This window comes from Photobacterium damselae subsp. damselae (assembly GCF_038086725.1).
In the GTDB taxonomy this organism is placed as follows: domain Bacteria; phylum Pseudomonadota; class Gammaproteobacteria; order Enterobacterales; family Vibrionaceae; genus Photobacterium; species Photobacterium damselae.
The window spans coordinates 803894-825882 of the sequence record NZ_CP146971.1; the positions used below are offsets into that span (position 1 = coordinate 803894).

Here is a 21989-nt window from a genome sequence, read left to right on the forward strand (position 1 = left end):
GTCATAAAGCACCGGATAATCTTCGGTGCTTTATTTTTTATATTTCACCAACTTTTGCATATAACGCAAAACTGTTTAAGGTTTAAAGCCTCTTCTCATACATAACAGGTATTTTTTATACTTATTTCATCATTTAACTTTAGAGATAATAAGTATGGAAATTTCCCTTCTTGGCTATGTTGCTTCTGCCTTGATCATTCTTTCGTTGATCATGAAAAATATTAAAACACTGCGTTATGTAAACCTTGCAGGATGCAGCTTGTATGCAGTATATGGTTTGATTATTCAAGCTTGGCCTGTCTTTGCCATGAACTTTATCTGTGTTGGTATTAATTTATACCGTATCTACACTTTAAATAAACAGGAACAGTAAAACATTATGAAGGGAGATAATTCGCTGCAGAAAAAGCATCAACAACTTATCCGTTTGGCGCAAAAACGACGTTGCTTAACACCAAACGGATTTAATAGCATTACCGATTATCATCATGGCGCTTATGATTGCGATTATGTCTCACCTTATAGTAAATATGCAGGAAACCTAAATGCATCAGTGATGTTAATCTTGCAAGATTGGTGTTCTGATGATTTTCTATCACAACCCCTTAATCGTAATTTAATACATTATGGAATTGAGCCAAGTTTTCCGACTACTCGTAATTTAGAGCAATATTTGCAGCGTTATTTTCAACTCTCTGTCGCTCAAACCTATGGTACAAATCTATTTCCTTTTGTTAAACCTGGAGCAATGGCAGGTAATATTACCATTGGTGAACTGATTCAAGCAGCAGAGCAGTTTACTCTAGAGGAAATTGAAATTATTGCGCCAAAAGTTGCAATTTGTTTTGGTGTCGCTACTTATAATGCACTGTTACGTGCCGCTAAAGAACAAAACCGATTAAAAGATACATCACTAAAACCAGTCAAAAATCTAAGCCAAGCTATAGAACAACCTTTTTTGCTCTCTTTTTCTAGTAAAGTGAAGGTTTGGATCTGTGCGCAGTCTCACCCTGGTGGACTTGGGCGCGCCTGCCGTAATAAAGGGAAAGTAGATAGAGTGAGTCAAGACTGGCAGCAAATGGCACAATTTGTTAAGCAGATACCTTTTGCCTAGTCTACCTCGTATTTCCCCGGGGAGAGTGCTAGAATCGCGCCTCCTTGTGAACTCGGCCTTAGTTAGTTTAGATGATGCACTCTCCTCAATCTTGTTTTACTCGTTTTCAATCTTCTATTGATCAATATACTTTACCTGAGCGTTTTACGTTTCCGTTTTACTACACCCCTCACCCTTTATGTGAGCTTGCAGCACAAGAACTTCAGTTGCATTTAGAAACGCAGACACAATGGCAACATAATTTTGGTCTTAATGGCGATTTAGATACGGCAATCGGCAAGATGTTTGGGGTGCTTTTAGTCAAAAATGCTGACGGGGAAATCGGTTATTTATCGGCGTTTTCAGGCAAAATTGCAGATCAAAATTTACTGCCTCACTTTGTCCCTCCTGTATTTGATATGCTAACGGACGATGGTTTTTTTCAAACCGAACAAAAAGTGATTAATGATGTCACCGCAGAAATTCGCCGACTTGAAACTAATGCAGAATTGCTGGCGTTACGTGACACCTTTGCTCAAAGTCAGGCTCAAGCCGCAGATGAAATTGAACAGTGCCGTTTACAAATTATTGATAGCCGCAAAGATCGCAAAGCACAACGAAAAGCCGCAGAAGCAACCAATGACAGCCAATTGATTGAAGAGACCGCGATTCGTTTAGCTAAAGAGAGTGCAAAACAGAAACACGAACAACGTTTTCTTAAGTCAACTTGGGATGAAAAACTGCAAGTATTAGCAAATCAAGTTGATGTATTTGATAATAAAATTAATGAATTAAAAGAAAAACGTCGCCATCTTTCTTCAACCCTACAAGCAAAACTGTTTGCACAATATCGTTTCTTAAATCAATACGGTGAAGAAAAAGATCTCATTGATATCTTTGCCCAAACACCAAATCAAACACCACCAGCAGGTTCAGGTGAATGCGCGGCACCTAAGCTGCTTCATTATGCGTTTAAGCATGGTATGACGCCTATTGCTATGGCAGAGTTTTGGTGGGGAGCGTCACCAAAATCAGAAATTCGTAAACACAAATACTTTTATGAAGCGTGTAAAAACAAATGCGAGCCAATTCTTGGACATATGCTAAAAGGCATTGAATTAGAAGAAAATTTATTGCTAAAAAACCCAGCAGAAGGCAAAGAGCTTGAGATTATCTATCAAGATGAGGCCATGGTTATTGTTAATAAACCAGCTGAGTTTTTATCTGTTCCAGGAAAGACCATCTCAGATTCGGTTTACACCCGTATGCAGGCAATGTTTCCTGATGCTGATAGCCCATTGATTGTGCATCGACTTGATATGTCGACATCTGGCCTGTTGGTTATAGCTTTAACCAAACGCGCTCATAAAAACCTTCAGAAACAATTTATTACTCGCACGGTTGAAAAACGTTATGTCGCTTTATTAGATGGCCTTGCAGATAGTGACGAAGGTATTATCTCATTACCTATGCGAGGCGACATTAACGATCGCCCTCGTCAGTTAGTGTGCTTTGAGCACGGAAAACCCGCTGAAACTAAATGGCAAGTGATCAGCCGAAAAGACGGTAAAACCAAAGTCTATTACTACCCAAAAACAGGTCGTACTCATCAATTACGTGTTCACTCAGCACACCCAATGGGAATGAACATGCCAATTATTGGTGACGATCTCTACGGCCAAAAATCAAATCGACTTCATCTCCATGCCGAGTACTTATCACTTGAACATCCTATTACTCATGAACCAATGGAATTTCAAGTTGATGCTGAGTTTTAAATAGCGAACAACTGATAGTTTTGTAGCTTCTAACTGCGCCCTTAATGACTTTTATTCTCGTGTCATTAAGGGCGTTGTTTTATCTGTTGATGCAACCTAAATCATTCCATTTATGAATAGTTGGTATTCATATTAGCTCAGTTCTATTCCATTTATCAAAAAGATAGTATCTCTTCATCGACACAATACAGAGATTAAGAGAAACGATTATGACTATGGAACAGAAACTTCAACAACTACTAGATAAACAAGAACTGACTGAAATCATGTACAAATTCGCTCGTGCACTCGATCGTGTAGATGGCGAATTAATGAAATCAACTTACTGGGAAGATGCTATTGAAGAGCATCAAGATCCTATCTTCCCTGACTTATTTTTCTATAACGATAACGCACACAAATTTGTTGAACCCGCAATGGAAGGGTTTAGAGCATTAAAAGCAACACAGCACCGAATCAGCAACCCATTAATTGAGATTGATGGCGATCATGCAACAGCCGAGTGTTACGTATGGGCTTATCATGTTCATGAAGAAAATGGCGTAGATAAAGAAGGAATCTTAGGTGGCCGTCACCATTTCCGCTTTGAACGTCGTAACGGAGAATGGAAGATCAAACATCGCTCAACCGTTTTTGATTGGAACCAAAATCAAGATGCTACCGCAATTTGGGCTGATAATTATAGCGATAAATACCGTGGTAAACGTGATAAATCAGACGATAGCTACAACTACATTACCATCTAATATTTTCTAACTATGCAACACTGAATCCTTTTGGGCAGAGAACCTTCCTTCTCTGCCCTTTTTTGTTCGGTATACTAAAATGTGTTATAGGCTCAAATGATTTTGGACGTTAAGAATTGAGCTCAAAAAGAGCCAGTTTCTCTTTCATATAATCAATAAAAGTACGCACTTTCAAAGGGACATGGCGATTTTGTAGATAAACAGCATTAAAAGGTAAGTTTTGTCCTTGATAATCGGCCAAGATCTGTACTAGCTCGCCACACTCTAACTGTTTCTTTACCATCCAAATAGGCAGCTGCACAACTCCAGCTCCAGTTAGTGCCATCTCAAGGAGCGCATCTCCACTATCACTTTGTATCGTCCCTTGAACCGGCACCGCTATCTCTTCATCTTGTTGATTAAAGTGCCATATATTGAGTGATTTTAATTGTGAATAAACCAAGCAATCATGATTAGTCAGTTGTTGTGGTGTTTCAGGATATCCATTTCGCTCTAAGTAACTTGGAGACGCGAGTAGCAACATTGGGTTATCAAACAAATGCCGAGCAATAAGAGCTGAATCTTCCAGTTTTCGAGCTCTAAAAGCGACATCAATCCCCTGAGCAACTAAATCAACATGCTGATCGCTTAAAGTCAGATCTATCTTAAGATCTGGATAACGTTGAATGAATTCATTTAATATTGGCGCAATCACCAATCGTCCAAATGCTACAGGAGCGGCAACTCGAATGGTCCCTTTTGGTAACGTGATTTGTTCCCGAATAGAGGCTTCAACCTCATCTAACTCACTCAGTAACAGTACACATTTATCATAATATTCTTGTCCAGCATCGGTAAGGGCTAATTCTCGACTGGTTCTCGATAATAGCTTAACGCCTAACTGGTTTTCTAGCGCAGCAACTTTTTTACTGATTGTCGCTTGAGTTGAACTTTGTTCGCGGGCTGCTGCCGAAAAACTGTGTACTTGAACAACTCGAACGAAAGCCCGCATCGCACCTAATTGATCCATAAAACTACACCTAAAATCTTATACAAAACGCAATCACTACTATACATTCTTCTGATTAAGCTGGCGTATCTCTGATAAAGTAAACCTGACGGCAAAAAACATTAAGACCAAATAATAAATGGTTAATATCAACGTAGGTAGCGCATCTCTATCGAAAACAGAATGCAATGAAAATAGGCAATATCCGCCAATTAAGCCAGGAATAATCCAAAGTTTGCGAACATCGTGATACCAATCAGCCAAAGTAAACAGTTTATGAATTACCAACAAAACCAGTGGTAAAGTCACCATTAAAAACCACAACATGATTCATTTCCTTAAGCGAATACTGTACCTTTCGGTGTTTCATTAAAATGACGTTTATACTCACGACTAAATTGCGATGGACTGGTATAACCTACCATTCTCGCCGCTTCATTTACTCGTTTTCCTTCAATATGAATAAGCTCTTTCGCTTTGTTTAGTCGAACCTTTTTGATGTATTGTAACGGTGATTCTAATGTCACATTTCGAAAAGCCGTATGAAAAGCAGAAACACTCATACTTGCCTCTTCTGCTAATTGTTGAACGGTAAGAGGCTCATCAAAAGAAAGATGTACTTTATTTAATGCTTTGGCAATACGAGCATAATGGCCTTCACTGTGGGCTAACTCAAACAACAAATGCCCTTCTCGACCAATCAGGGCTCGGTATGCTAACTCTTCAACTAAGGCATTTCCTAAAATATCAGTTTCCACCTCATTACATAGCGCATTCATTAATCGAATACAGCAATCATGCATTGCACTATCCATAGCAACAGATTGTAAGCAGCCACAAGTTACTTGATTCTCTTTTTGTGGACGAAACCCTTTCGCTTCCAACTGCTGCACAAGACGGTGTAAAAGTTGAGGTGGAATATCTACTGAAATGCCCAACAGTGGCTGCTCATTATCAGGAAACGCTTCACACTCCAAAGGCATTGGCATTCCAACAACTAAGTAATCACCTTCGCCATAATGAACCGCTTCATCACCAATATGAATATTCTTATGTCCTTGGCCTAAAATAATCAGCCCTGACTGGTAGGTAAAAGGCTGACGCTGATTCCCTTTACTGCTGCGATAAAAATAAACTTCTGGAATCGCTGTTTGGTAGATGCCTTCTAAATGATTTAGTTGCTGCTTCTCAACATACAACTCCATCGAGCGTTTTAATTGCATATTCCATCCCCTTACTTTTGTTTACTGCTTATCAAAATGCACCAATTAAGAGAAATAGGCAATAAATAAACAGAAATCCGCCTATTCTATACCAGCTTTCAAGACTATTATGCATCTATCACAACGAAAATCATCCATCTAAGGAAGCAAGAGGTCGATATGCAATTTACTTATGTAAACCCTACATTAATTCATTTTGGTCAAGGTCAAATCGCAGCAATCACTAACGACATTCCAACAACAAGCAAAGTATTAGTGATTTATGGTGGCGGTTCTATTAAGAAAAATGGCGTTTATGATCAAGTTGTTAAAGCGCTCGAAAATCACACATGGCTTGAGTTTTCAGGTGTTGAACCAAACCCAACTAAAGAAACACTAGATAAAGCCGTTGCTATTGTGAAAGAACAAGGTGTGGATTACATCCTTGCTGTTGGTGGCGGATCCGTTATTGATGGCTCTAAGTATGTTGCAGCTGCAGCGAAATACGATGGTGATGGCTGGGATATTTTAGTTGGTAAGCACACCATTGAATCAGCAACCCCAATTGGCGCAATCCTAACACTACCTGCAACGGGTTCTGAATCTAATATGGGTGCGGTAATTACTAAAGCAGAAACACAAGATAAGCTGGCCTTCTTACACCCAGCGGTTCAGCCAAAGTTTGCAGTAATGGACCCAGATGTAATGAAAACACTGCCAGAGCGTCAGCTTATTAACGGTATCGTGGATGCATGGGTTCATACTTGTGAGCAATACCTAACTAAGCCAACACACGCTATGGTGCAAGATGGCTATGCAGAAGTGCTTCTTCGTAACCTGAAAACATTAGGCGATCACTATGCAGAACGTGATAACGATGAATGGCGTGCAAACCTAATGTGGACAGCAAACCAAGCGCTAAATGGTCTAATTGGTAGTGGTGTTCCGCAAGACTGGTCAACCCATATGATCGGCCATGAATTGACTGCGTTATGGCATGTTGATCACGCTCGCTCTCTTGCTATTGTTCAACCATCGCTGCTTCGCAATCAGATTGAATATAAGCGCGCTAAGCTAGAGCAAATGGGTCGAAATGTATTTGGTCTTGAAGCAACCTCTGATCTTGCAGAGCGCACAATCGATGCAATTGAAGCCTTCTACCATCAGTTAGGTGTTGCAACTCAATTAACTGAGTACACAGGTGATAAAGAGTCGGCAGTTAGTGCTGTTATCGACCAACTTGGTAAGCATGGAATGACTGCTCTAAGTGAAAACCAATCCATCACTCTAGAGCGTAGTCGTGAAATTCTAGAAAATGCAATTGCTTAAAGGGTAGATTTTCGCCCAGTGTAATAGTAAACGGCAGATCTAGGATCTGCCGTTTTTTTGTTCACAACCAACTCTGTATGCTTATCTAGTCACAAATAATAAACACAGAGCACTAAAACTACTTGCATTTAATTCAGATATCTAATACATCAGACACTTCTCATGAAGATGTACAATATTACACATGAATACTGAATTAATCCAAAAAGAAATACTGCGTAGAAAAAATCTATTTCAGAAAATTAGTTATGGTGATATCGCAACTAATGTCACACCAAACAAGTTAAGAGAATTACAGCTATATGGTGGAGCTGCTGGTATTTGGGTTCATTCAACTGTAACTAAAAAGATTATAAACAACGAGTTCGGTATTGCTGTTAGTATCTTACATACAGGTAAAGACTATGCAGATGATTTTTCGGACTGTGGTATTTTATACGATTTTCCAGCTACTAATCGTCGAGGATCACATGATAATAATGAAATTCAGGCGTTAAGAAATTGCTACACAGCACAGATACCATTATTCGTAATTACTAAAACCAAGAAGAAATTACGTAATGTACATATTGGTCTAATTAAAGATTTTAATGAAGAAAAACGAAAAACATACATTGAATTCGTTACTAACGATACATTCATCCATAATTCAGATATAAATAAAATTGATTATGAACAAGCTGATTATTTTACTAATTTTGAGCAATCAGTTATTAAGTCTTTGCTAGATAATCCTAAAAAACGCCGACAGCGAATCGAAAAAGCAAATAAAAAACCTCAACTAATTTCTCGTGTTGTAAAAGACTATCAACGAAACCCTGATATTGTTGCAGAAGCTTTAATTAGAGCAGCAGGTATTTGTGAAGCATGTGGATGTCAGGCTCCATTTAATAAAAAATCAAATGGTGAACCATATCTAGAAGTGCATCATTTAATTCCACTATCTAAAGGTGGTGAAGATAGTTTAGATAATGTTCAAAGCTTATGTCCCAATTGCCATCGAAAACTACATTTCGGTTAAGCATTCAATCAGCTCAGTACTCATCTATATTGAGCTGATTACCTCCAATGGTCATGAATCCTCTCCTCACAAACCTGAATAAACCATAACCAACACCTATTAATAAGATAGGAATAAATACCTTTTAACAATAACAAGTTGATATTAAATTGTTGCAATCAGTTAAAAAGGAGTTTACACATGAAACAAATATTTATCGTAAGTTTACTTGGGTTTTCAAGTCTTTCAGTACAAGCGCATCAATGCTCACCTATTACTTCTGGTGAAATTGATCAGGCACAGCAAGAATGGGCTAAGGGAATAATAAACATAGGAAAATCAAAGACACCTGAAAAAGATGCCAACATTTTTATTCAGCAAATGTATGACTTTGATAATGGTACTGTATTATTTAAACCAACTAAAGCAAGCCAACATCCTTTTAGAAACACAAAAGAAGATGCATTATCATACTTTGTTGGAGGTAAATATGATGAAGATAAAGGTTTTGCTTTAAGCTCATTTGAAAAAATAACCTTTAATAATAACAATATGTATGCAGGCTGTAATGATGCGTATATTATGGGTAATTATACATTTACAGATAAAAATGGTATCAACACGAATGTTGAGTATACTTTTGGATATATAAGAGAGGATGATAAATTGAAAATCAAGTTACATCACTCATCAATCCCTTTCCAAAATTGATTATTACTTATGCATGAAAAATAACAAATAATGCGCATTTTTTAAAATGGAACATGTTATTTTAAGAAAAACAATAAGGAAATCAAAAATGAAAGTATCAAAGTCATTACTCGCTCTAATAGTATCTTTATCATTAGTTGGAACAGCATCAGCAACAACGCTTAATAATGTGAATGTTGGCCCAATGTCTATTTCTAGCAATGGGTTGTCATTCAATAAAATTGTGTTAGATATCAAACAACAAGGAAGTATTGAGTTCTATCCATCAAATCCAATATCTACTACATCAACAGTTAACAAGCCTCAACTTCCAGAAAATAATACTGTTGGAACTTTGAAAAAAGAACTAGTATCTCTGATAAATCAATCGATTAAGTCATCACTATTAAATAACTATTTACCAATCACCCCAAGTAATATTGATGTTTATGGTGGACCTTTTTTAAATACAAACAACTCTTTTACAGATGAAAAAATATTGGCAGCAAAACCTAATGGTGAACCTTATCGAGTAAAGATAACATTATCACCAAAAAATGATAAAGATGTAGTACAAAAGATTATAGAAGGTAACTTCACTATATATACAAAATAAGAAAAATTAGAATAATTGAAAGGAGAAGAATATGAATGAAGACGAACTATATATTGTGTATATACTCATATCGCTATTTGTGTTTATATTCTTTATGTTTTTTCTTTTCATACAACTTTACCTTAAGTCAAATGGAAAAAAAGTTGGCTGTTGCTCAATAAATGATGATTACGAGAAAACCAAAAAAAGTTCCTCTGCAATAAAATAATACGATTAAAGGCAGAACTAAGGTCTGCCTTTGTTTATTTAAAAAACTCCCCACATCCATCTATCTTCAGCTTTAAAAAATCGACAAAGCAGCGCACTTTCAATGGTACATATCGGTTTTGTAGATATACCGCATTAAATGGCAGTTTTTGACCTTCATAATCCACCAGCAATGGTACTAACTCCCCCGATTCAACATAACGGCTCACCATCCATTTAGGTAGATGAGTAATACCGAGTCCAGCAAGTGCAGCATCCAGTAATACATCACCATTATCACAACGGAATGAACCATGCACAGAGATTAAATGCTCTTGTTGTTTACAGCTGAAAGACCATGTATTCACCGAATGTAGACGCGAATAAACTAAACAATTATGTTCTAGCAGATCTTCAGGCTTATTTGGCGTTCCGTTTTTAGCAAGGTAATCGGGAGATGCAAAAAGCATCAAAACATTATCAAACAGATGACGAGCAATCAGGGTAGAATCTTCAAGATTACGAGCCCGAATCGCCACATCCACACCCGAACTTATCAAATCAACATGTTGATCACTGGCAAGTAAGTCAATTGAGATCTCAGGATATAAAGAATTAAACTCCGATAATAACGAAGCTAAAACTAAGCGGCTAAACGCGATCGGCGCAGAGATCCTTAGCACTCCTTTTGGTACAGCAACATCTTCTCTTGCACTAGCCTCAGCTTCGTCTATTTCACCGAGAATCGCCACACACTTATTAAAGTACTCAGTACCCGATGGTGTAAGCGCCAGTTCACGACTATTACGAGTCAGCAACTTTACTCCGATCTCTTTTTCAAGAGCAGCCACTTTTTTGCTGATTGCCGTTTGAGAAGTATTTAACTCTCGCCCCGTTGCTGAAAAACTTCCTGTTTGCACCACACGGACAAACGCTCGCATTGCCCCTAATTTGTCCATGTCCTACTCTCTCTTTATATAAATAGGGTTAATGAGCTGTCATCAACTCGATGTAGTATCCATAATATCAGAGCCATTCCAAAAAGTTATAGCTGGTAGTCATTTTACCTTAGTTCTAGAACTTATGGTTTTACACTATGATACTTTCAAGCCAAATACTTAAGGAATAATAATGATGACTACACACAAACTTACCGCTGGCGCTCAATTTCCAACCATGACAGTGACAACATTAGACGACCAACATGTAGAACTTAGCCAACCTCAAGGCAATCATGATTGGAAAATGGTTGTCGTTTATCGCGGCAAGCATTGCCCTTTATGTACTCGCTATCTTAATCAGTTAGAAACACTAAAAGACCAATTTAGCAAAGTCGGTGTTGATATTATTGCTGTATCAGCTGACAGCAAAGAGCAGGCACTCACTCATAAAGAACAACTTAATGTGACCTTCCCTATTGCTTACGGTCTAACGGTATCGCAAATGGAACAGCTTGGACTTTATATCTCAGAGCCTCGTTCAGAAAAAGAGACCGATCACCTATTTGCAGAACCGGGACTCTTTGTAATCAATGATAAAGGTCAATTGCAAATCGTTGATATCTCAAATGGCCCATTCGTTCGTCCAGAGCTTGAAGTTTTACTCTCTGGTATCGGTTTTATTCGTGATCCGAACAACCATTACCCAATTCGTGGTATGTATCAAGGCGAGGCATAATCATGAGCTTACAAATGCTAATGCCCATTGAACTGGCACCGAATTTAACACTAAAAAACCGCATTGTTATGGCACCTATGACGCGTTCTATGGCCGATGATGATCTCAATCCAACAATGGCGATGGCTGAATATTACGCTAAGCGCGCGGAAACAGGGTTAATCGTCACTGAGGCAACCATTGTTTCACCATTAGGACAAGGCTACCCAAATACACCGGGAATTTATAACGAATCACAAATACAACATTGGCAGCAAGTAACAGATCGGGTGCATCAACAAGGCGGTAAGATCTTTGTCCAATTATGGCACTGTGGACGTATCGCTCACTCTATCTACCTAAATGGTGACAAACCAATAGCACCATCGGCGGTTTCATTTGAAGGTCGTGTTCCTCGTACTAATGGTTTGCAGTATGAAGAACCTCGCGCTATGACGGATATGGAGATCGAACGCGTTATTCAAGAATTTGCGCAAGCTGCTGCCAATGCAAAACTTGCAGGCTTTGATGGTGTAGAAATTCATGGCGCTAATGGTTATCTGATCGATCAATTTTTACATTGGGAGACAAACCAGCGAACCGATCAATGGGGCGGGACTCCTGAGAATATGGGACGTTTTCTTTTTAGAGTGATAGAAGCGGTGCAAAAGGAAATAGATCACGTTGGATTGCGTCTATCTCCTGTTGGTTATCTTCATATGGCTCTGAATGAAAAAGATCGAGAAGTTTCAGATTATGTTCTAAAGAAACTGAACGACTACGATCTGGTTTATCTGCACAATGGGGCGTTTGATGATGTGAAATACGACTATATTGATGGAACGGTTACACAATATATGCGCCGCTACTATCAAGGCAAAGTGGTTGGCAATGGCAGTTATACTCCAGACATTGCAGAACAAATACTAGAACAAAAAGACGCAGATCTTGTTGCAATTGGTCGTCCCCTAATTGCCAATCCAGATTATGTCGAGAAGCTGAAAAACCATCAGCCACTCACTGAATATAATGCCGAAATGCTCAATATATTAGAATAAAACCCATCGATAAAAAAACAGCCTCTTAACAGACGATAATCACTTGGTTAAGAGGCTGTTTTTCTTAGTTGCGAATAACTTAACTAGCAGATACGAGGTAAAAGCTCACCTGCTGGGAAATCTAAATAACGACGGCTTCCCCAAGGACTGTTTAATACCACTCGATGTTGCTCTGATCGACAAGCCGTACCCACAATCGCTGCTTGCGGATTAAACAGCTGTAGAACATCCAAAGCGCGCTCAGCATCTTGATGAGGAACCGCTAAAATAAATGTACCTTCATTGGCCAAATCATAAGGTTCGAAACCAAATAATTCGCAAATGCCACGCACACTATCATTAACAGGAATTTGCTGCTCATCTAGCGTGATTTGCACTTCTGATGTTTGACACCATTCGTTAAATACCGCGGCAATACCACCTCGGGTTGCATCTCGAAGGCTATGAATCTTGATACCTTGATCAAGCAATGCTTTTACGGTTGGCCATAGAGTCGCACAATCACTTGCAATCGGTGATGCCAGCTTTAGTGACTCTCGTGCCGTTAAAACACATGCACCATGACAACCAACATCACGAGACACTAACAGCGTATCCCCTTCAGCTACATTATGAGATGAAATTCCCCGTTGACGGATATGGCCAACCCCTGTTGTATTAATATAAACACCATCGGCCGATCCTTTAGGCACGACTTTGGTATCACCACAAACGATTTTTGCACCAGATACCTTCAGTTCATCAGCCATGCTCTTAACAATCACTTCTAAATCATCAAGCGAGAAGCCCTCTTCAATAATAAAGCTTGAAGTGAGATATTGCGGCTCAGCGCCCATCATAGCCAAATCGTTTACGGTGCCAGCAATGGCTAGTTTACCGATATTACCGCCTTCAAAAAACAGAGGTGATACGGTAAAACTGTCGGTAGTCATCGCGATAGGGCCAGAGCATTCTAAAACGGCGGCATCTTCATTGCGCAGCAAAATCTCATTACCTAAATAACGAAAGAACAACTGATTGATCAGTTTATTCATTTCGACACCGCCACCACCATGACTTAATTGAACCTGTTTCATGAGTTAATTCCTATAAATCTTCCGTACCAGCATAACGGTAATAAGCATTACAAGCGCCTTCAGAGCTCACCATACAGCTTCCCATAGGACGATTGGGGTTACATGTTTTACCAAAGACTTTACAATCAGGCGGTGTTGCAAGGCCTTTTAGAATATCGCCACAGCGACACACTTTATGATCTGGTGTATCAATGTGAGAGAAGCAGTCGTCAAAAATAATTTCAGCATCTCGATGTTGATAACACGGCTTAAGTTGAAGAGCAGAGTGAGGAATTGGACCTAAACCACGCCAATTGAATTCATCTCGTACATCGAACACACGTTCAACCAAACTTTGTGCTGCGGTATTTCCAGCCTGAGTAACAACACGCTTATATTGCACATCAAGTAACGCTTGTTCTTTGATGCCTTGCTCAACCAACATCAGTACAGATTCTAATACATCAGCAGGTTCAAACCCCGCAACCACTAACGGAATATGGTGCTTATCTACGACCGATTGATAAATTTTAGATCCCGTTACCGCGCTCACATGAGAAGGACCAATAAAAGCATTAATCGGAGACTGACCATCAGCTAAAATCACTTCCATAGCTGGAGTAACCAATACATGATTAATGTGAAAATAGAGATTATTGATCTGTTGAGCTTCTGCCATTTCGACCAACACTGCGGTCATTGGTGTCGTTGTCTCAAAACCGATGGCAAAGAAAACCACTTTTTTGTCGGGATTCTCTTTAGCAATTTTTAGAGTATCCATCGGATCATAGATAGGCTCGACTAAACCACCTTGAGCACGACACTGAGCCAGTGAACTTTTTGACCCAGGAACTCGAATCATATCGCCTAGAGTTACGAGAATAACATCGGGCTGCTGAGCCAGTTCAATAGCCTGATCAATACGCTCTTTTGGCATAATACAGACGGGACAACCTGGACCATGAACAAAATGCAGGTTATCAGGTAATAACTGCTTTAGACCAAACTTCATTATGGTATGAGTGTGACCACCACATACTTCCATCATATAAAGCGGCTTGGTTAGAAGCTGAGCTCGCTGCGCGATTTTTTCAGCCAGCGCTTTGACTAAATCAGGCTGACGAAATCCTTGATATAACTGAGTTGATACTGCCATTACACCAAACCTTCTAACTCTTGGCGCTCCATATCAGCCAAAATCAGTTTGTACATCTCAAGGCTTTCTTGCGCTTCTTTCGCGTTAATTTTACTGATCGCAAAACCCACATGAACTAACAGATGATCGCCAAGGTCAATCGGCTCTGCAATTAAGTGGGTGCTAACTTTGCGCTGAACCCCCATGGTTTCAACTAAAGCAGCAGTTTCATCTGGATATAATTCAATGACACTAGACGGAATACATAAACACATATTGCTTTCCAAAAATGAGATATCAGTGGTTAGTTATTATGAATGGCATACCACAGCTGACCTGCTGCAATACCACCATCATTCACAGGGATCAATTCGCCACTGTAAATAGGTTGTTTTTGTTGCAAAGCACTATCACGAGCAGATGCTAATGTATAAGCGCTCTGCAAAATAATTCGGTTTTGAAATACACCACCAGAAAGCACAAGAGGTAGGGCTGGATAATTCTCGGCTAAGGTAAAAATACTTTGGGCGATATTTCGTAAAAAAGCATGAGCAAGGCGGTTCTGCAACGTTTGATTGAACGCAACCGATAATCGGCAAGATAGCACAGACTCAAAGCATGGTTGCCAGTCAATAACCGTAAAATCAGATTGCGCATTCGATGAAACCAATGATAATTCTGGTAACGGGTACAAAGGCTCATATTGAGAATTTAATGCGGCTTGTTCCAATAAAAGCCCGGCTTCACCTTCATAACTGACACGCTCTAGTACCCCTAAAAGATAAGCCATTGCATCAATAAGCCGTCCCATTGATGAAGTATATGGAGAACGACTGCCACTTTGCCAAAGTTGATATAGATTCTCTAACGTTGCACTTGTCCATTGTGGAAAGAGTTTTTCTTGCAATGAACAAACCTGCTCAATCGGCATAAATTCAAGCAAAATAGCCAATAACAAACGAGCAGGCTCTTTAATGGCTTGCTCTCCACCTAATAAACGAAACGATCGTAAACTTGCCACGCGCTTAGAGTTATGGGTATCGGCCAATAACACTTCCCCACCCCAGACGGTTTCATCCTCACCATATCCAGTTCCATCAAAGGTAACCCCAAGTACCTGCTCTGTTAAATTATGCTCGGCCATCACGGCAAGCACATGAGCATGATGGTGCTGAATCTGAGTCAACGAAATCGAGGAGTCGTCTGTAACCATTCTCTGCGCCAGTTCGGTTGAGCGATATCCTGGGTGATAATCACAAACAATGCGTTGCGGCGAAACATGATAGAGAGAGGTGAAGGTTTTTATCGTTTGTTGATAGCGCATTTCATTATCGACATTATCAAGATCGCCAATAAATGGAGATAACATCCATTGCTGCGGCAAAGCAAGGCCTATAGATGCTTTCTGTTGTGCCCCCATCGCCAATGTTGCCTGATTATGAGTATCAGCAAATCGACTAAATGGCGCATAACCTCGGGCCATTCTTAAAACATGCACTTTATCGTCAATCACATGAACCAGACTGTCATCACAGGCATGAAGAATTGGACGATTATGATTTAAAATACCATCTAGCTCAGTACCAAATTGAGCAATAACCTCTTCAAAGCATGTTGCAATCGGCAATCCAGAACGGTTAGCACTGGTCATAACCAAAGCGTGAGGTGTATGAGGCTTTAGTTCAGCTAACTTAGCAAAAAGCAAAAAATGCAAAGGGGTATAAGGCAACATGATCCCCAAGTACGGCACATTTGGCGCAAGATTTGGGGCGAGTATCGATTCGCGGTTTTTCTTAAGTAACACAATAGGACGTTTTTGTTCATCCAAAGTCTGCCACTCTTTATCACAACCTTGCGCAAATACACGAGCATCAGATAAGCTTTGAACCATGATCGCTAATGGTTTTTTGGGGCGATGTTTATACTGACGTAATCGCTCAACAGCCGCATTATCGCTGGCATCACAAATAAGATGGAAACCACCTAAGCCTTTTAGTGCAACAACGCCACCAGCTAAGATCTGTTTAGCTAAAGATTCAATGGCTTGTTCACCCACACTATCCGTCTCAGCGGTAGAATGCTGGTGCCAACTAACCCAAGGACCACAATGTTCACAACTGATCGGTTGGGCATGGTAACGCCTGTCTAATGGGTTTTTATAAGCTTGTTCACACGGCTGGCAGAACTGAAAATTCGCCATACTGGTATGACAGCGATCATAAGGCAGCGCTTTGATAATGCTGTATCGAGGACCGCAGTGGGTACAATTAGTAAAAGGATAGTGATAATAGCGCGAACGGGGATCTTCAAGATCGGCTAAACACGCCTGACATACCCCTTGATCTGGAGAGATAGAGACCGAGGTACTTTCTCGCTCACAACTTTCTTGAATCGAAAACTCTGTTGGACATTGCGCCTTATTCCAACTAGGTAAAACGGTGATCTCAATATGGTCAATACGACTTAACGGTGGGGCTTGACGCTCTAACTGCTCAACAAATTGCGTAAATTGCTCAACGGTTCCTTGTGCATCAATTTTTACTCCTTCAGAGTCATTGATTACCCATCCTAACAGTTGATATTCCAGAGCTAATTGATAGACAAAAGGGCGAAAACCGACCCCTTGCACAATACCTGTGACATGAATAAATTGACGAGAAATCATTGCCACTATCACCTAATTATAATCTTCCCCAGCAACCTAGAGCTAAATACTCATTGCTATTGGGTTTAAGTCGATACTCTAAAATAAGCAAAGAAAAACAGTGAAATAACACTTATAATTTGCCTGTTCACTCTTCTGCTTTGCCTATTTCACGTTAAGAATTTAATGTGTGTTGTACATCCTGCAACGAATACTGAAAATTCACACAGGGATCGAGCGCACCAACAAGCAGATCAAGCCCAACGGTTGGATCATTTTCAGGTAATTCGCAGTGCTGAAAAATATAATCAAATAATCCATCAGGTTCACACAATCTGTCTGTTGGTGTAATGATTTGATATTCAACAATTTTATTATCCCAGCCAACAACAGCTTGATGATAAAGTTCACCATGGGGCGCATTTACTCTCACCCCTCCAGCTTCAACCGTTGGTTTGATAAATTGCCACTGTCCCGATAAACGATGATCAGAGAGCAATAAAGCCAGTTCATATACTCGAGATAAAATCAAAAGAAACAACACATTATCTTGCATTTTTTCTGAAATACTCAGCGTGCTCGCATGTCGTTGATACAGATCTGAATGCTTCAAGATCTGGTAATCCATCTGCCAACCATAACGCAGCGCCCACGAAAGTAATTTTGGATACGGCTTTGACATATCTGTACTCTCAAGCCAAGCAATAACGCCATGATTTGCAATGAGCTCAACGGTTAACTCTGCAGACATACCAAACAGTTGCTCTGAAATATCCCATTGCCCCGCGATTAATGCCGATGTTGCTGAATCTGCGTACTGCTTCCAACCTAACTTGTTTAGCATTAAAAAAAGCTGCATCGCGTGAGTATTAATCCACTCATGATTTACCTGCCGCAATAATGTCCCAGTTGAACAACCCAAGACATAACTTGCCGCGAGTTGATGAGAGATTCGACATGCATTTGGTAAATGACCGAGAACATCAATAGCATTTTGCGGTTCTAAACCGATTAGAGCTTGTTCTAATTCAGGGCGAACATAATGGATTTCTGCCGCTTCGATTTCTTGTCGGTTCGTCAACAATGTAATATCACAACGACCTAATAATGCATTCATGATCTCTCCATGATTGAAAGCAATATATGTGATGATTAATAATAAATCATACAATTAAATTCTTTTTGAGCATTATCAATGGAAACGGAATAAGTAGAAATGTATTTTTTGTCAAAAAGCCAATTTTTTTAGCTTATCGCCGTACTCATCTCAAAAACACCATATTTACAACACAAAAAACAAACAATTTTATTACATTACTGAATTTATATTGAACTAAAAACTCACTCCAAATGATGTTTTTTCACTTGAAAATAAATAATATTTATAGTGTTCTTTTTTCACGTGTTAGAGTCACATTTTTCCCAATTAAAGATTGTTTTTTTTCACTGGTTAACTACTATACGCGCAACTTTTTTACTGTAACGACCAATACGAATACCAAAGATGGATACTTTCCCCGCAAAACTAAAGCAAGCCACCTTTTTCTTCTCAACTCTATTTGCATCATCTTCTGCAATGGCGACCGAAATGAATACGCTAAATAGCCATGGTTCATTTGCGTTATGGCTATTGATAAGTGTCTTAGGATTTGGATTGATGTGTCGTAAGTAACGGTTTAACTCAACGATATATCGCTGAAATAACTTTTTACATTTCGCCGTGAAAGAATAATTCACTATATAGGTCTTTATTACCGAACACATATTGTGGAAAGCATAAGGTATAAAGATTATGGTTAAGTTAATTTCTCTTCTTTCAGGTATTGTTTTAAGCTTTGCCGTGAATGCCTCTCCGTACACTTGGAAGTCTCAGCAGACCACCATAGATGGAGCTCAGTTTACAAGCTCTCAACAAGCTTTTGATGCTGGGTTAGCTCTGTTGCGAGGGTTTGAAAGTAAAAGTGCATTTGAACTTGGCAAAGCTTTAAACCCGATCTTAACTGATCGCGTTAATCCTCGTAGTTATCAGATTACTCAGTCAAAAGTGAAAGTGGATCAGTTCCTAAATTCACAGGGTGATATGATCTATCAACCTATTGTTGATATTACTTATCGCTATGAAGCTCGTGACCGTAATAATTGATTAATAACAATCCCCAATAACACCTAATCAATGATTATCAATAATAAGAGAATAATTTATTGTGTATTGGGGAGAATATAACTCGCCTAAAATGAGAAAAGATTAAGCCTTCAATTCTCGTAAATAGCGGTAAATTGTGTGAATGGAAATATCTAAGCCCTTTGCTGCTATTTGAGCACTATCTTTTAAATCAAACACACCAAGATCATGTAAGCGAGTCACAATCTCACGACTCTTCTTTGACGGTGCTATCGTATTATCTCCCATTACTTGGGCTCGAACTGTTTCAATCGAACTTTGCATCATCTCTTCATTATTACGAGCAAATGTTTCAGGGGTATTAGTCGCTTCAGAGTGAGGTAAAATACATGGTACTAGCGATTGAATAACCGATTGAAAAGGAGCATCTAAGTTAGAATTTATACATAAAAGACCAATCGCTTGTTGCTGAGAATTACGAATAATCGTGGTCATTGAACGTAACGTTTTACCATCAGGACACTTGGTCATATAAGCACCTGAAATATCTTTACCTTGCGTTAATTTCATCAAAGCTAAGTTCGTGATAGGTGCTCCCACTTCACGTCCTGTAACATGGCCATTCGCAATTTTAATAATAGAAGGATTACGAACATCTAAGCTGTGCAATAACACCTCTGTATGCTCACCATACATAGCAGCAATACCATCCACGATATTCTCAATGGCATGTAAAATATCATAATCACTTTGGGTTAATTCGTGCACTGAATCCTTCCTCTTTTTATAAAAAAACCGCTTGGTCATCATAATAACTAAGCGGTTTTTCTTTATTAAACGGCTGGTTATGCTGACATTATATCAATTATCGTAGAGTCTGTAACACTCATCCCCGCCGTTACCAATTTACCGATATTACGGATACTCGTTTCAACATCATCAGCAACAATGCCTTGATTATGTGCTTCATTGCAACGCAGTGCCATCAAAAAGCCATTAACGGCAGCACTGGTTGAGGTTTTGACCTTCATCGCACAAGTTGATTTTGCACCATCACACACCATACCAGAACAATCACTAAGCACATTTTGAATCGCATAACAGCCTTGCTCAAAGGATCCACCAGCTAAATAGACCATCGCCATCGCGGCGGCGGCACTAGTTACTGTATTACCACAAAATGCAGAAAGTGGTGGATAGTGAGATTTAATATAAATGGCACCAAGGTGGCTCATTATAAGGGCACGAGCTAATTGTTCTTGCGATGCATGAAAGTGCTCACCGGTAACAACAACAGGAACTGTCGCGGCGATTCCTTGATTACCACTACCAAAATTACTCATGGCAGGCAGTGTTGCTCCCCCCATTCGGGCATCAGAAGCAGCAGCGGTGTGCATTACAATCTTGTTGACCAGATCTTCTGCCATCAAACCATTAGCAATACTTTGCTCTATAGTACGACCCACTTCCAAACCATAAGCATGTTCGAGACCTTCTTGAGAGAGCTTGATATTTAAATCTGATGCATCAAGAATAAATTTGATCTCTTCAAAATTAGCACTAGTTGCAAAGTTATAAATATGACCAATATTAATCTCAACCCCATCACAGATAGAACCCGTCGAGGCTGATTTTGTTTGATCTTGGCTAAAAACAGTCTGACCGTTAAGCGTCTTCTTAACTATTTGAGTATGACCACCACTGATCTCAACCGTTGCAAGATCATCTCCTGACTCTATCTCCACATAACAGTAGATAAACTCTTCAACATCTTTACGAAAAGCCGAAACTCGACCCGCATCAATTAGAGCTTGTGCATGCTGCACATCTTCAGAAGTAATATTAGCCAGAACCTCCAGTCCAGAGTCTGGATTCCCACCTATAGCACCAACAGCAGCAGCAATCGGTAAACCAATCTTACCGGTTCCAGGAACAAAAACACCCATCGCGTTTTTATACAGATTATCAGAGACGAACACTCGAATTTGCTCAGGAGTTCCTGATAGCATGTCTGCCGCAACTGCTGCGGCATAGGCTGCGGCAATCGGTTCTGTACATCCAAGAGCTGGTTTTACAACTGAGTTTAAAATATTTTTGTACTGTTGCCATTGTTGTTTCATGGTGGGAGCCTCAACTGTTACCTAATTATTTGCGACACGCAATTGCTTCAACTTCAATCTTCACACCTAAAGGAAGATCTTTAACTGCAAAACAACTGCGTGCGGGACAATCGGTTTTAAAGAATTCTTTGTACACTTCATTAAAAGCGGCAAAGTCATTGATATCAGACAGGTAACAAGTTGTTTTTAAAACAGTTTCCATATCACCACCAGCAGCTTGTAATACATACTGAAGGTTTAATAAAGACTGGCGAGATTGCTCGCTAATACCACCATCAACTACACCACCTTTCTCTTTGCATACAGGAAGTTGACCTGATGTAAAAATAAGATCACCAAATGCATTACCGTGAGAATACGGACCAATCGCTTCAGGTGCTTTATTTGCTGTAATGATAGTTTTCATTGCTATTCCTTTCTGATTCATCTTGAAAATTTCAAATACAGTTTAACCACCAGAGAAAACAAAATGCAAAAATATTTGCACAAAAATAGAAAACCAAAGATCCCATAAATGAAACAAACGAAATAAAACCATAAATAACATAATGTTAATTCCAAGCTGGAATAT

At 39.4% G+C, this 21989-nt stretch carries 24 protein-coding genes; 11 read left to right on the forward strand and 13 right to left on the reverse strand.

The features are described 5' to 3' along the window. The first annotated feature begins 154 nt into the window (after positions 1-154). The 4 genes from WAX86_RS18250 to WAX86_RS18265 all read left to right on the forward strand — a co-directional run bounded on the left by WAX86_RS18250 (position 155) and on the right by WAX86_RS18265 (position 3617). Positions 155-373, forward strand: a complete 219-nt coding sequence (locus WAX86_RS18250; protein ID WP_050787827.1) for a YgjV family protein — start codon at positions 155-157, stop codon at positions 371-373. 6 nt (positions 374-379) lie between these two features. Then, positions 380-1114 (forward strand): hypothetical protein, encoded by a 735-nt coding sequence (locus WAX86_RS18255; protein WP_239971691.1) that lies wholly within the window; start codon positions 380-382, stop codon positions 1112-1114. A gap of 74 nt (positions 1115-1188) precedes the next feature. Continuing rightward, positions 1189-2871 carry a pseudouridine synthase gene (locus tag WAX86_RS18260; protein ID WP_341489804.1) on the forward strand — a complete coding sequence of 561 codons (1683 nt, stop codon included), beginning with the start codon at positions 1189-1191 and terminating at the stop codon, positions 2869-2871. A gap of 215 nt (positions 2872-3086) precedes the next feature. Continuing rightward, the gene (locus WAX86_RS18265) at positions 3087-3617 is read left to right on the forward strand and encodes a nuclear transport factor 2 family protein (RefSeq protein ID WP_228006499.1); all 531 of its coding nucleotides are present in this window, start codon (positions 3087-3089) and stop codon (positions 3615-3617) included. Positions 3618-3726: 109 nt separating this feature from the next. On the opposite strand, the gene WAX86_RS18270 is transcribed toward WAX86_RS18265, so the two are convergent. From WAX86_RS18270 to WAX86_RS18280, 3 genes are read right to left on the reverse strand one after another with little or no spacing between them, the layout of a single operon-like run. Further along, the gene (locus tag WAX86_RS18270; protein ID WP_341489445.1) at positions 3727-4626 is read right to left on the reverse strand and encodes a LysR family transcriptional regulator; all 900 of its coding nucleotides are present in this window, start codon (positions 4624-4626) and stop codon (positions 3727-3729) included. Between the two features lie 39 nt (positions 4627-4665). Then, positions 4666-4932 (reverse strand): hypothetical protein, encoded by a 267-nt coding sequence (locus WAX86_RS18275; RefSeq protein ID WP_341489446.1) that lies wholly within the window; start codon positions 4930-4932, stop codon positions 4666-4668. 11 nt (positions 4933-4943) lie between these two features. Beyond that, the gene (locus WAX86_RS18280; RefSeq protein WP_065171313.1) at positions 4944-5828 is read right to left on the reverse strand and encodes an AraC family transcriptional regulator; all 885 of its coding nucleotides are present in this window, start codon (positions 5826-5828) and stop codon (positions 4944-4946) included. A 159-nt stretch (positions 5829-5987) separates the two neighbouring features. Between WAX86_RS18280 and WAX86_RS18285 the strand changes: the two genes are divergently transcribed. The 4 genes from WAX86_RS18285 (at position 5988) to WAX86_RS18300 (ending at position 9442) form a co-directional block, all read left to right on the forward strand. Further along, a complete protein-coding gene (locus tag WAX86_RS18285) occupies positions 5988-7136 on the forward strand; it encodes an iron-containing alcohol dehydrogenase (protein WP_086368441.1) in 1149 nt (382 codons plus the stop codon). Positions 7137-7320: 184 nt separating this feature from the next. Then, complete coding sequence (locus tag WAX86_RS18290; RefSeq protein ID WP_237030400.1) at positions 7321-8157, forward strand: HNH endonuclease signature motif containing protein; 837 nt, start codon at positions 7321-7323, stop codon at positions 8155-8157. A gap of 180 nt (positions 8158-8337) precedes the next feature. Next, complete coding sequence (locus WAX86_RS18295; RefSeq protein ID WP_237035714.1) at positions 8338-8847, forward strand: hypothetical protein; 510 nt, start codon at positions 8338-8340, stop codon at positions 8845-8847. 88 nt (positions 8848-8935) lie between these two features. After that, complete coding sequence (locus WAX86_RS18300) at positions 8936-9442, forward strand: hypothetical protein (protein ID WP_237035713.1); 507 nt, start codon at positions 8936-8938, stop codon at positions 9440-9442. 242 nt (positions 9443-9684) lie between these two features. On the opposite strand, the gene WAX86_RS18305 is transcribed toward WAX86_RS18300, so the two are convergent. Further along, positions 9685-10587 (reverse strand): LysR family transcriptional regulator, encoded by a 903-nt coding sequence (locus tag WAX86_RS18305; RefSeq protein WP_341489447.1) that lies wholly within the window; start codon positions 10585-10587, stop codon positions 9685-9687. A 175-nt stretch (positions 10588-10762) separates the two neighbouring features. On the opposite strand from WAX86_RS18305, the gene WAX86_RS18310 reads away from it, so the two are divergent. Beyond that, a complete protein-coding gene (locus tag WAX86_RS18310; protein WP_341489805.1) occupies positions 10763-11305 on the forward strand; it encodes a peroxiredoxin-like family protein in 543 nt (180 codons plus the stop codon). Positions 11306-11307: 2 nt separating this feature from the next. Beyond that, positions 11308-12342, forward strand: coding sequence for an alkene reductase (locus WAX86_RS18315; protein WP_341489448.1), 1035 nt, complete (start codon positions 11308-11310; stop codon positions 12340-12342). An 83-nt stretch (positions 12343-12425) separates the two neighbouring features. Here WAX86_RS18315 and hypE read toward each other — a convergent pair whose 3' ends face one another. From hypE to WAX86_RS18345, 6 genes are all read right to left on the reverse strand, one after another. Further along, positions 12426-13418 carry a hydrogenase expression/formation protein HypE gene (gene hypE / locus WAX86_RS18320; protein WP_341489449.1) on the reverse strand — a complete coding sequence of 331 codons (993 nt, stop codon included), beginning with the start codon at positions 13416-13418 and terminating at the stop codon, positions 12426-12428. A gap of 10 nt (positions 13419-13428) precedes the next feature. Then, positions 13429-14553 carry a hydrogenase formation protein HypD gene (gene hypD, locus WAX86_RS18325; RefSeq protein WP_065171306.1) on the reverse strand — a complete coding sequence of 375 codons (1125 nt, stop codon included), beginning with the start codon at positions 14551-14553 and terminating at the stop codon, positions 13429-13431. After that, entirely contained in the window at positions 14553-14807 is a 255-nt protein-coding gene (locus WAX86_RS18330) for a HypC/HybG/HupF family hydrogenase formation chaperone (protein ID WP_044178168.1), read from the reverse strand. Before WAX86_RS18330 ends, hypD begins: the two co-directional genes overlap by 1 nt. 29 nt (positions 14808-14836) lie before the next feature. After that, entirely contained in the window at positions 14837-17197 is a 2361-nt protein-coding gene (hypF, locus tag WAX86_RS18335) for a carbamoyltransferase HypF (RefSeq protein ID WP_341489450.1), read from the reverse strand. A 154-nt stretch (positions 17198-17351) separates the two neighbouring features. Continuing rightward, the gene (locus WAX86_RS18340; protein WP_044178165.1) at positions 17352-18293 is read right to left on the reverse strand and encodes a hypothetical protein; all 942 of its coding nucleotides are present in this window, start codon (positions 18291-18293) and stop codon (positions 17352-17354) included. 326 nt (positions 18294-18619) lie between these two features. Beyond that, positions 18620-18913, reverse strand: a complete 294-nt coding sequence (locus WAX86_RS18345; RefSeq protein ID WP_036765842.1) for a hypothetical protein — start codon at positions 18911-18913, stop codon at positions 18620-18622. 55 nt (positions 18914-18968) lie between these two features. Here WAX86_RS18345 and WAX86_RS18350 point away from each other — a divergent pair, with 55 nt between their 5' ends. Continuing rightward, the gene (locus WAX86_RS18350) at positions 18969-19319 is read left to right on the forward strand and encodes a DUF3316 domain-containing protein (RefSeq protein WP_239971665.1); all 351 of its coding nucleotides are present in this window, start codon (positions 18969-18971) and stop codon (positions 19317-19319) included. A 102-nt stretch (positions 19320-19421) separates the two neighbouring features. Here the strand turns inward: WAX86_RS18350 and WAX86_RS18355 are convergent, their stop codons facing one another. From WAX86_RS18355 to WAX86_RS18365, 3 genes are all read right to left on the reverse strand, one after another. Beyond that, positions 19422-20066, reverse strand: a complete 645-nt coding sequence (locus tag WAX86_RS18355; protein WP_341489451.1) for a PAS domain-containing protein — start codon at positions 20064-20066, stop codon at positions 19422-19424. Between the two features lie 77 nt (positions 20067-20143). Further along, on the reverse strand, positions 20144-21418 hold the full coding sequence (locus WAX86_RS18360) for a serine dehydratase subunit alpha family protein (protein ID WP_065171304.1): 1275 nt from the start codon (positions 21416-21418) through the stop codon (positions 20144-20146). A 25-nt stretch (positions 21419-21443) separates the two neighbouring features. Continuing rightward, positions 21444-21824 (reverse strand): RidA family protein, encoded by a 381-nt coding sequence (locus WAX86_RS18365; RefSeq protein WP_065171303.1) that lies wholly within the window; start codon positions 21822-21824, stop codon positions 21444-21446. Between the last annotated feature and the right edge of the window lie 165 nt (positions 21825-21989).

What these genes read in the sequence shown, in the direction of transcription:
- WAX86_RS18270 (WP_341489445.1), bottom strand. Translation starts at nt 4,626, where the DNA reads ATGGATCAATTAGGTGCGATGCGGGCTTTCGTTCGAGTTGTTCAAGTA.
- WAX86_RS18360 (WP_065171304.1), bottom strand. Translation starts at nt 21,418, where the DNA reads ATGAAACAACAATGGCAACAGTACAAAAATATTTTAAACTCAGTTGTA.
- WAX86_RS18300 (WP_237035713.1), top strand. Translation starts at nt 8,936, where the DNA reads ATGAAAGTATCAAAGTCATTACTCGCTCTAATAGTATCTTTATCATTA.
- WAX86_RS18305 (WP_341489447.1), bottom strand. Translation starts at nt 10,587, where the DNA reads ATGGACAAATTAGGGGCAATGCGAGCGTTTGTCCGTGTGGTGCAAACA.
- WAX86_RS18310 (WP_341489805.1), top strand. Translation starts at nt 10,763, where the DNA reads ATGACTACACACAAACTTACCGCTGGCGCTCAATTTCCAACCATGACA.
- WAX86_RS18265 (WP_228006499.1), top strand. Translation starts at nt 3,087, where the DNA reads ATGGAACAGAAACTTCAACAACTACTAGATAAACAAGAACTGACTGAA.
- WAX86_RS18315 (WP_341489448.1), top strand. Translation starts at nt 11,308, where the DNA reads ATGAGCTTACAAATGCTAATGCCCATTGAACTGGCACCGAATTTAACA.
- WAX86_RS18365 (WP_065171303.1), bottom strand. Translation starts at nt 21,824, where the DNA reads ATGAAAACTATCATTACAGCAAATAAAGCACCTGAAGCGATTGGTCCG.
- WAX86_RS18280 (WP_065171313.1), bottom strand. Translation starts at nt 5,828, where the DNA reads ATGCAATTAAAACGCTCGATGGAGTTGTATGTTGAGAAGCAGCAACTA.
- WAX86_RS18285 (WP_086368441.1), top strand. Translation starts at nt 5,988, where the DNA reads ATGCAATTTACTTATGTAAACCCTACATTAATTCATTTTGGTCAAGGT.
- WAX86_RS18290 (WP_237030400.1), top strand. Translation starts at nt 7,321, where the DNA reads ATGAATACTGAATTAATCCAAAAAGAAATACTGCGTAGAAAAAATCTA.
- hypE (WP_341489449.1), bottom strand. Translation starts at nt 13,418, where the DNA reads ATGAAACAGGTTCAATTAAGTCATGGTGGTGGCGGTGTCGAAATGAAT.
- hypD (WP_065171306.1), bottom strand. Translation starts at nt 14,553, where the DNA reads ATGGCAGTATCAACTCAGTTATATCAAGGATTTCGTCAGCCTGATTTA.
- WAX86_RS18340 (WP_044178165.1), bottom strand. Translation starts at nt 18,293, where the DNA reads ATGAATGCATTATTAGGTCGTTGTGATATTACATTGTTGACGAACCGA.
- hypF (WP_341489450.1), bottom strand. Translation starts at nt 17,197, where the DNA reads ATGATTTCTCGTCAATTTATTCATGTCACAGGTATTGTGCAAGGGGTC.
- WAX86_RS18295 (WP_237035714.1), top strand. Translation starts at nt 8,338, where the DNA reads ATGAAACAAATATTTATCGTAAGTTTACTTGGGTTTTCAAGTCTTTCA.
- WAX86_RS18350 (WP_239971665.1), top strand. Translation starts at nt 18,969, where the DNA reads ATGGTTAAGTTAATTTCTCTTCTTTCAGGTATTGTTTTAAGCTTTGCC.
- WAX86_RS18250 (WP_050787827.1), top strand. Translation starts at nt 155, where the DNA reads ATGGAAATTTCCCTTCTTGGCTATGTTGCTTCTGCCTTGATCATTCTT.
- WAX86_RS18260 (WP_341489804.1), top strand. Translation starts at nt 1,189, where the DNA reads ATGCACTCTCCTCAATCTTGTTTTACTCGTTTTCAATCTTCTATTGAT.
- WAX86_RS18255 (WP_239971691.1), top strand. Translation starts at nt 380, where the DNA reads ATGAAGGGAGATAATTCGCTGCAGAAAAAGCATCAACAACTTATCCGT.
- WAX86_RS18330 (WP_044178168.1), bottom strand. Translation starts at nt 14,807, where the DNA reads ATGTGTTTATGTATTCCGTCTAGTGTCATTGAATTATATCCAGATGAA.
- WAX86_RS18275 (WP_341489446.1), bottom strand. Translation starts at nt 4,932, where the DNA reads ATGTTGTGGTTTTTAATGGTGACTTTACCACTGGTTTTGTTGGTAATT.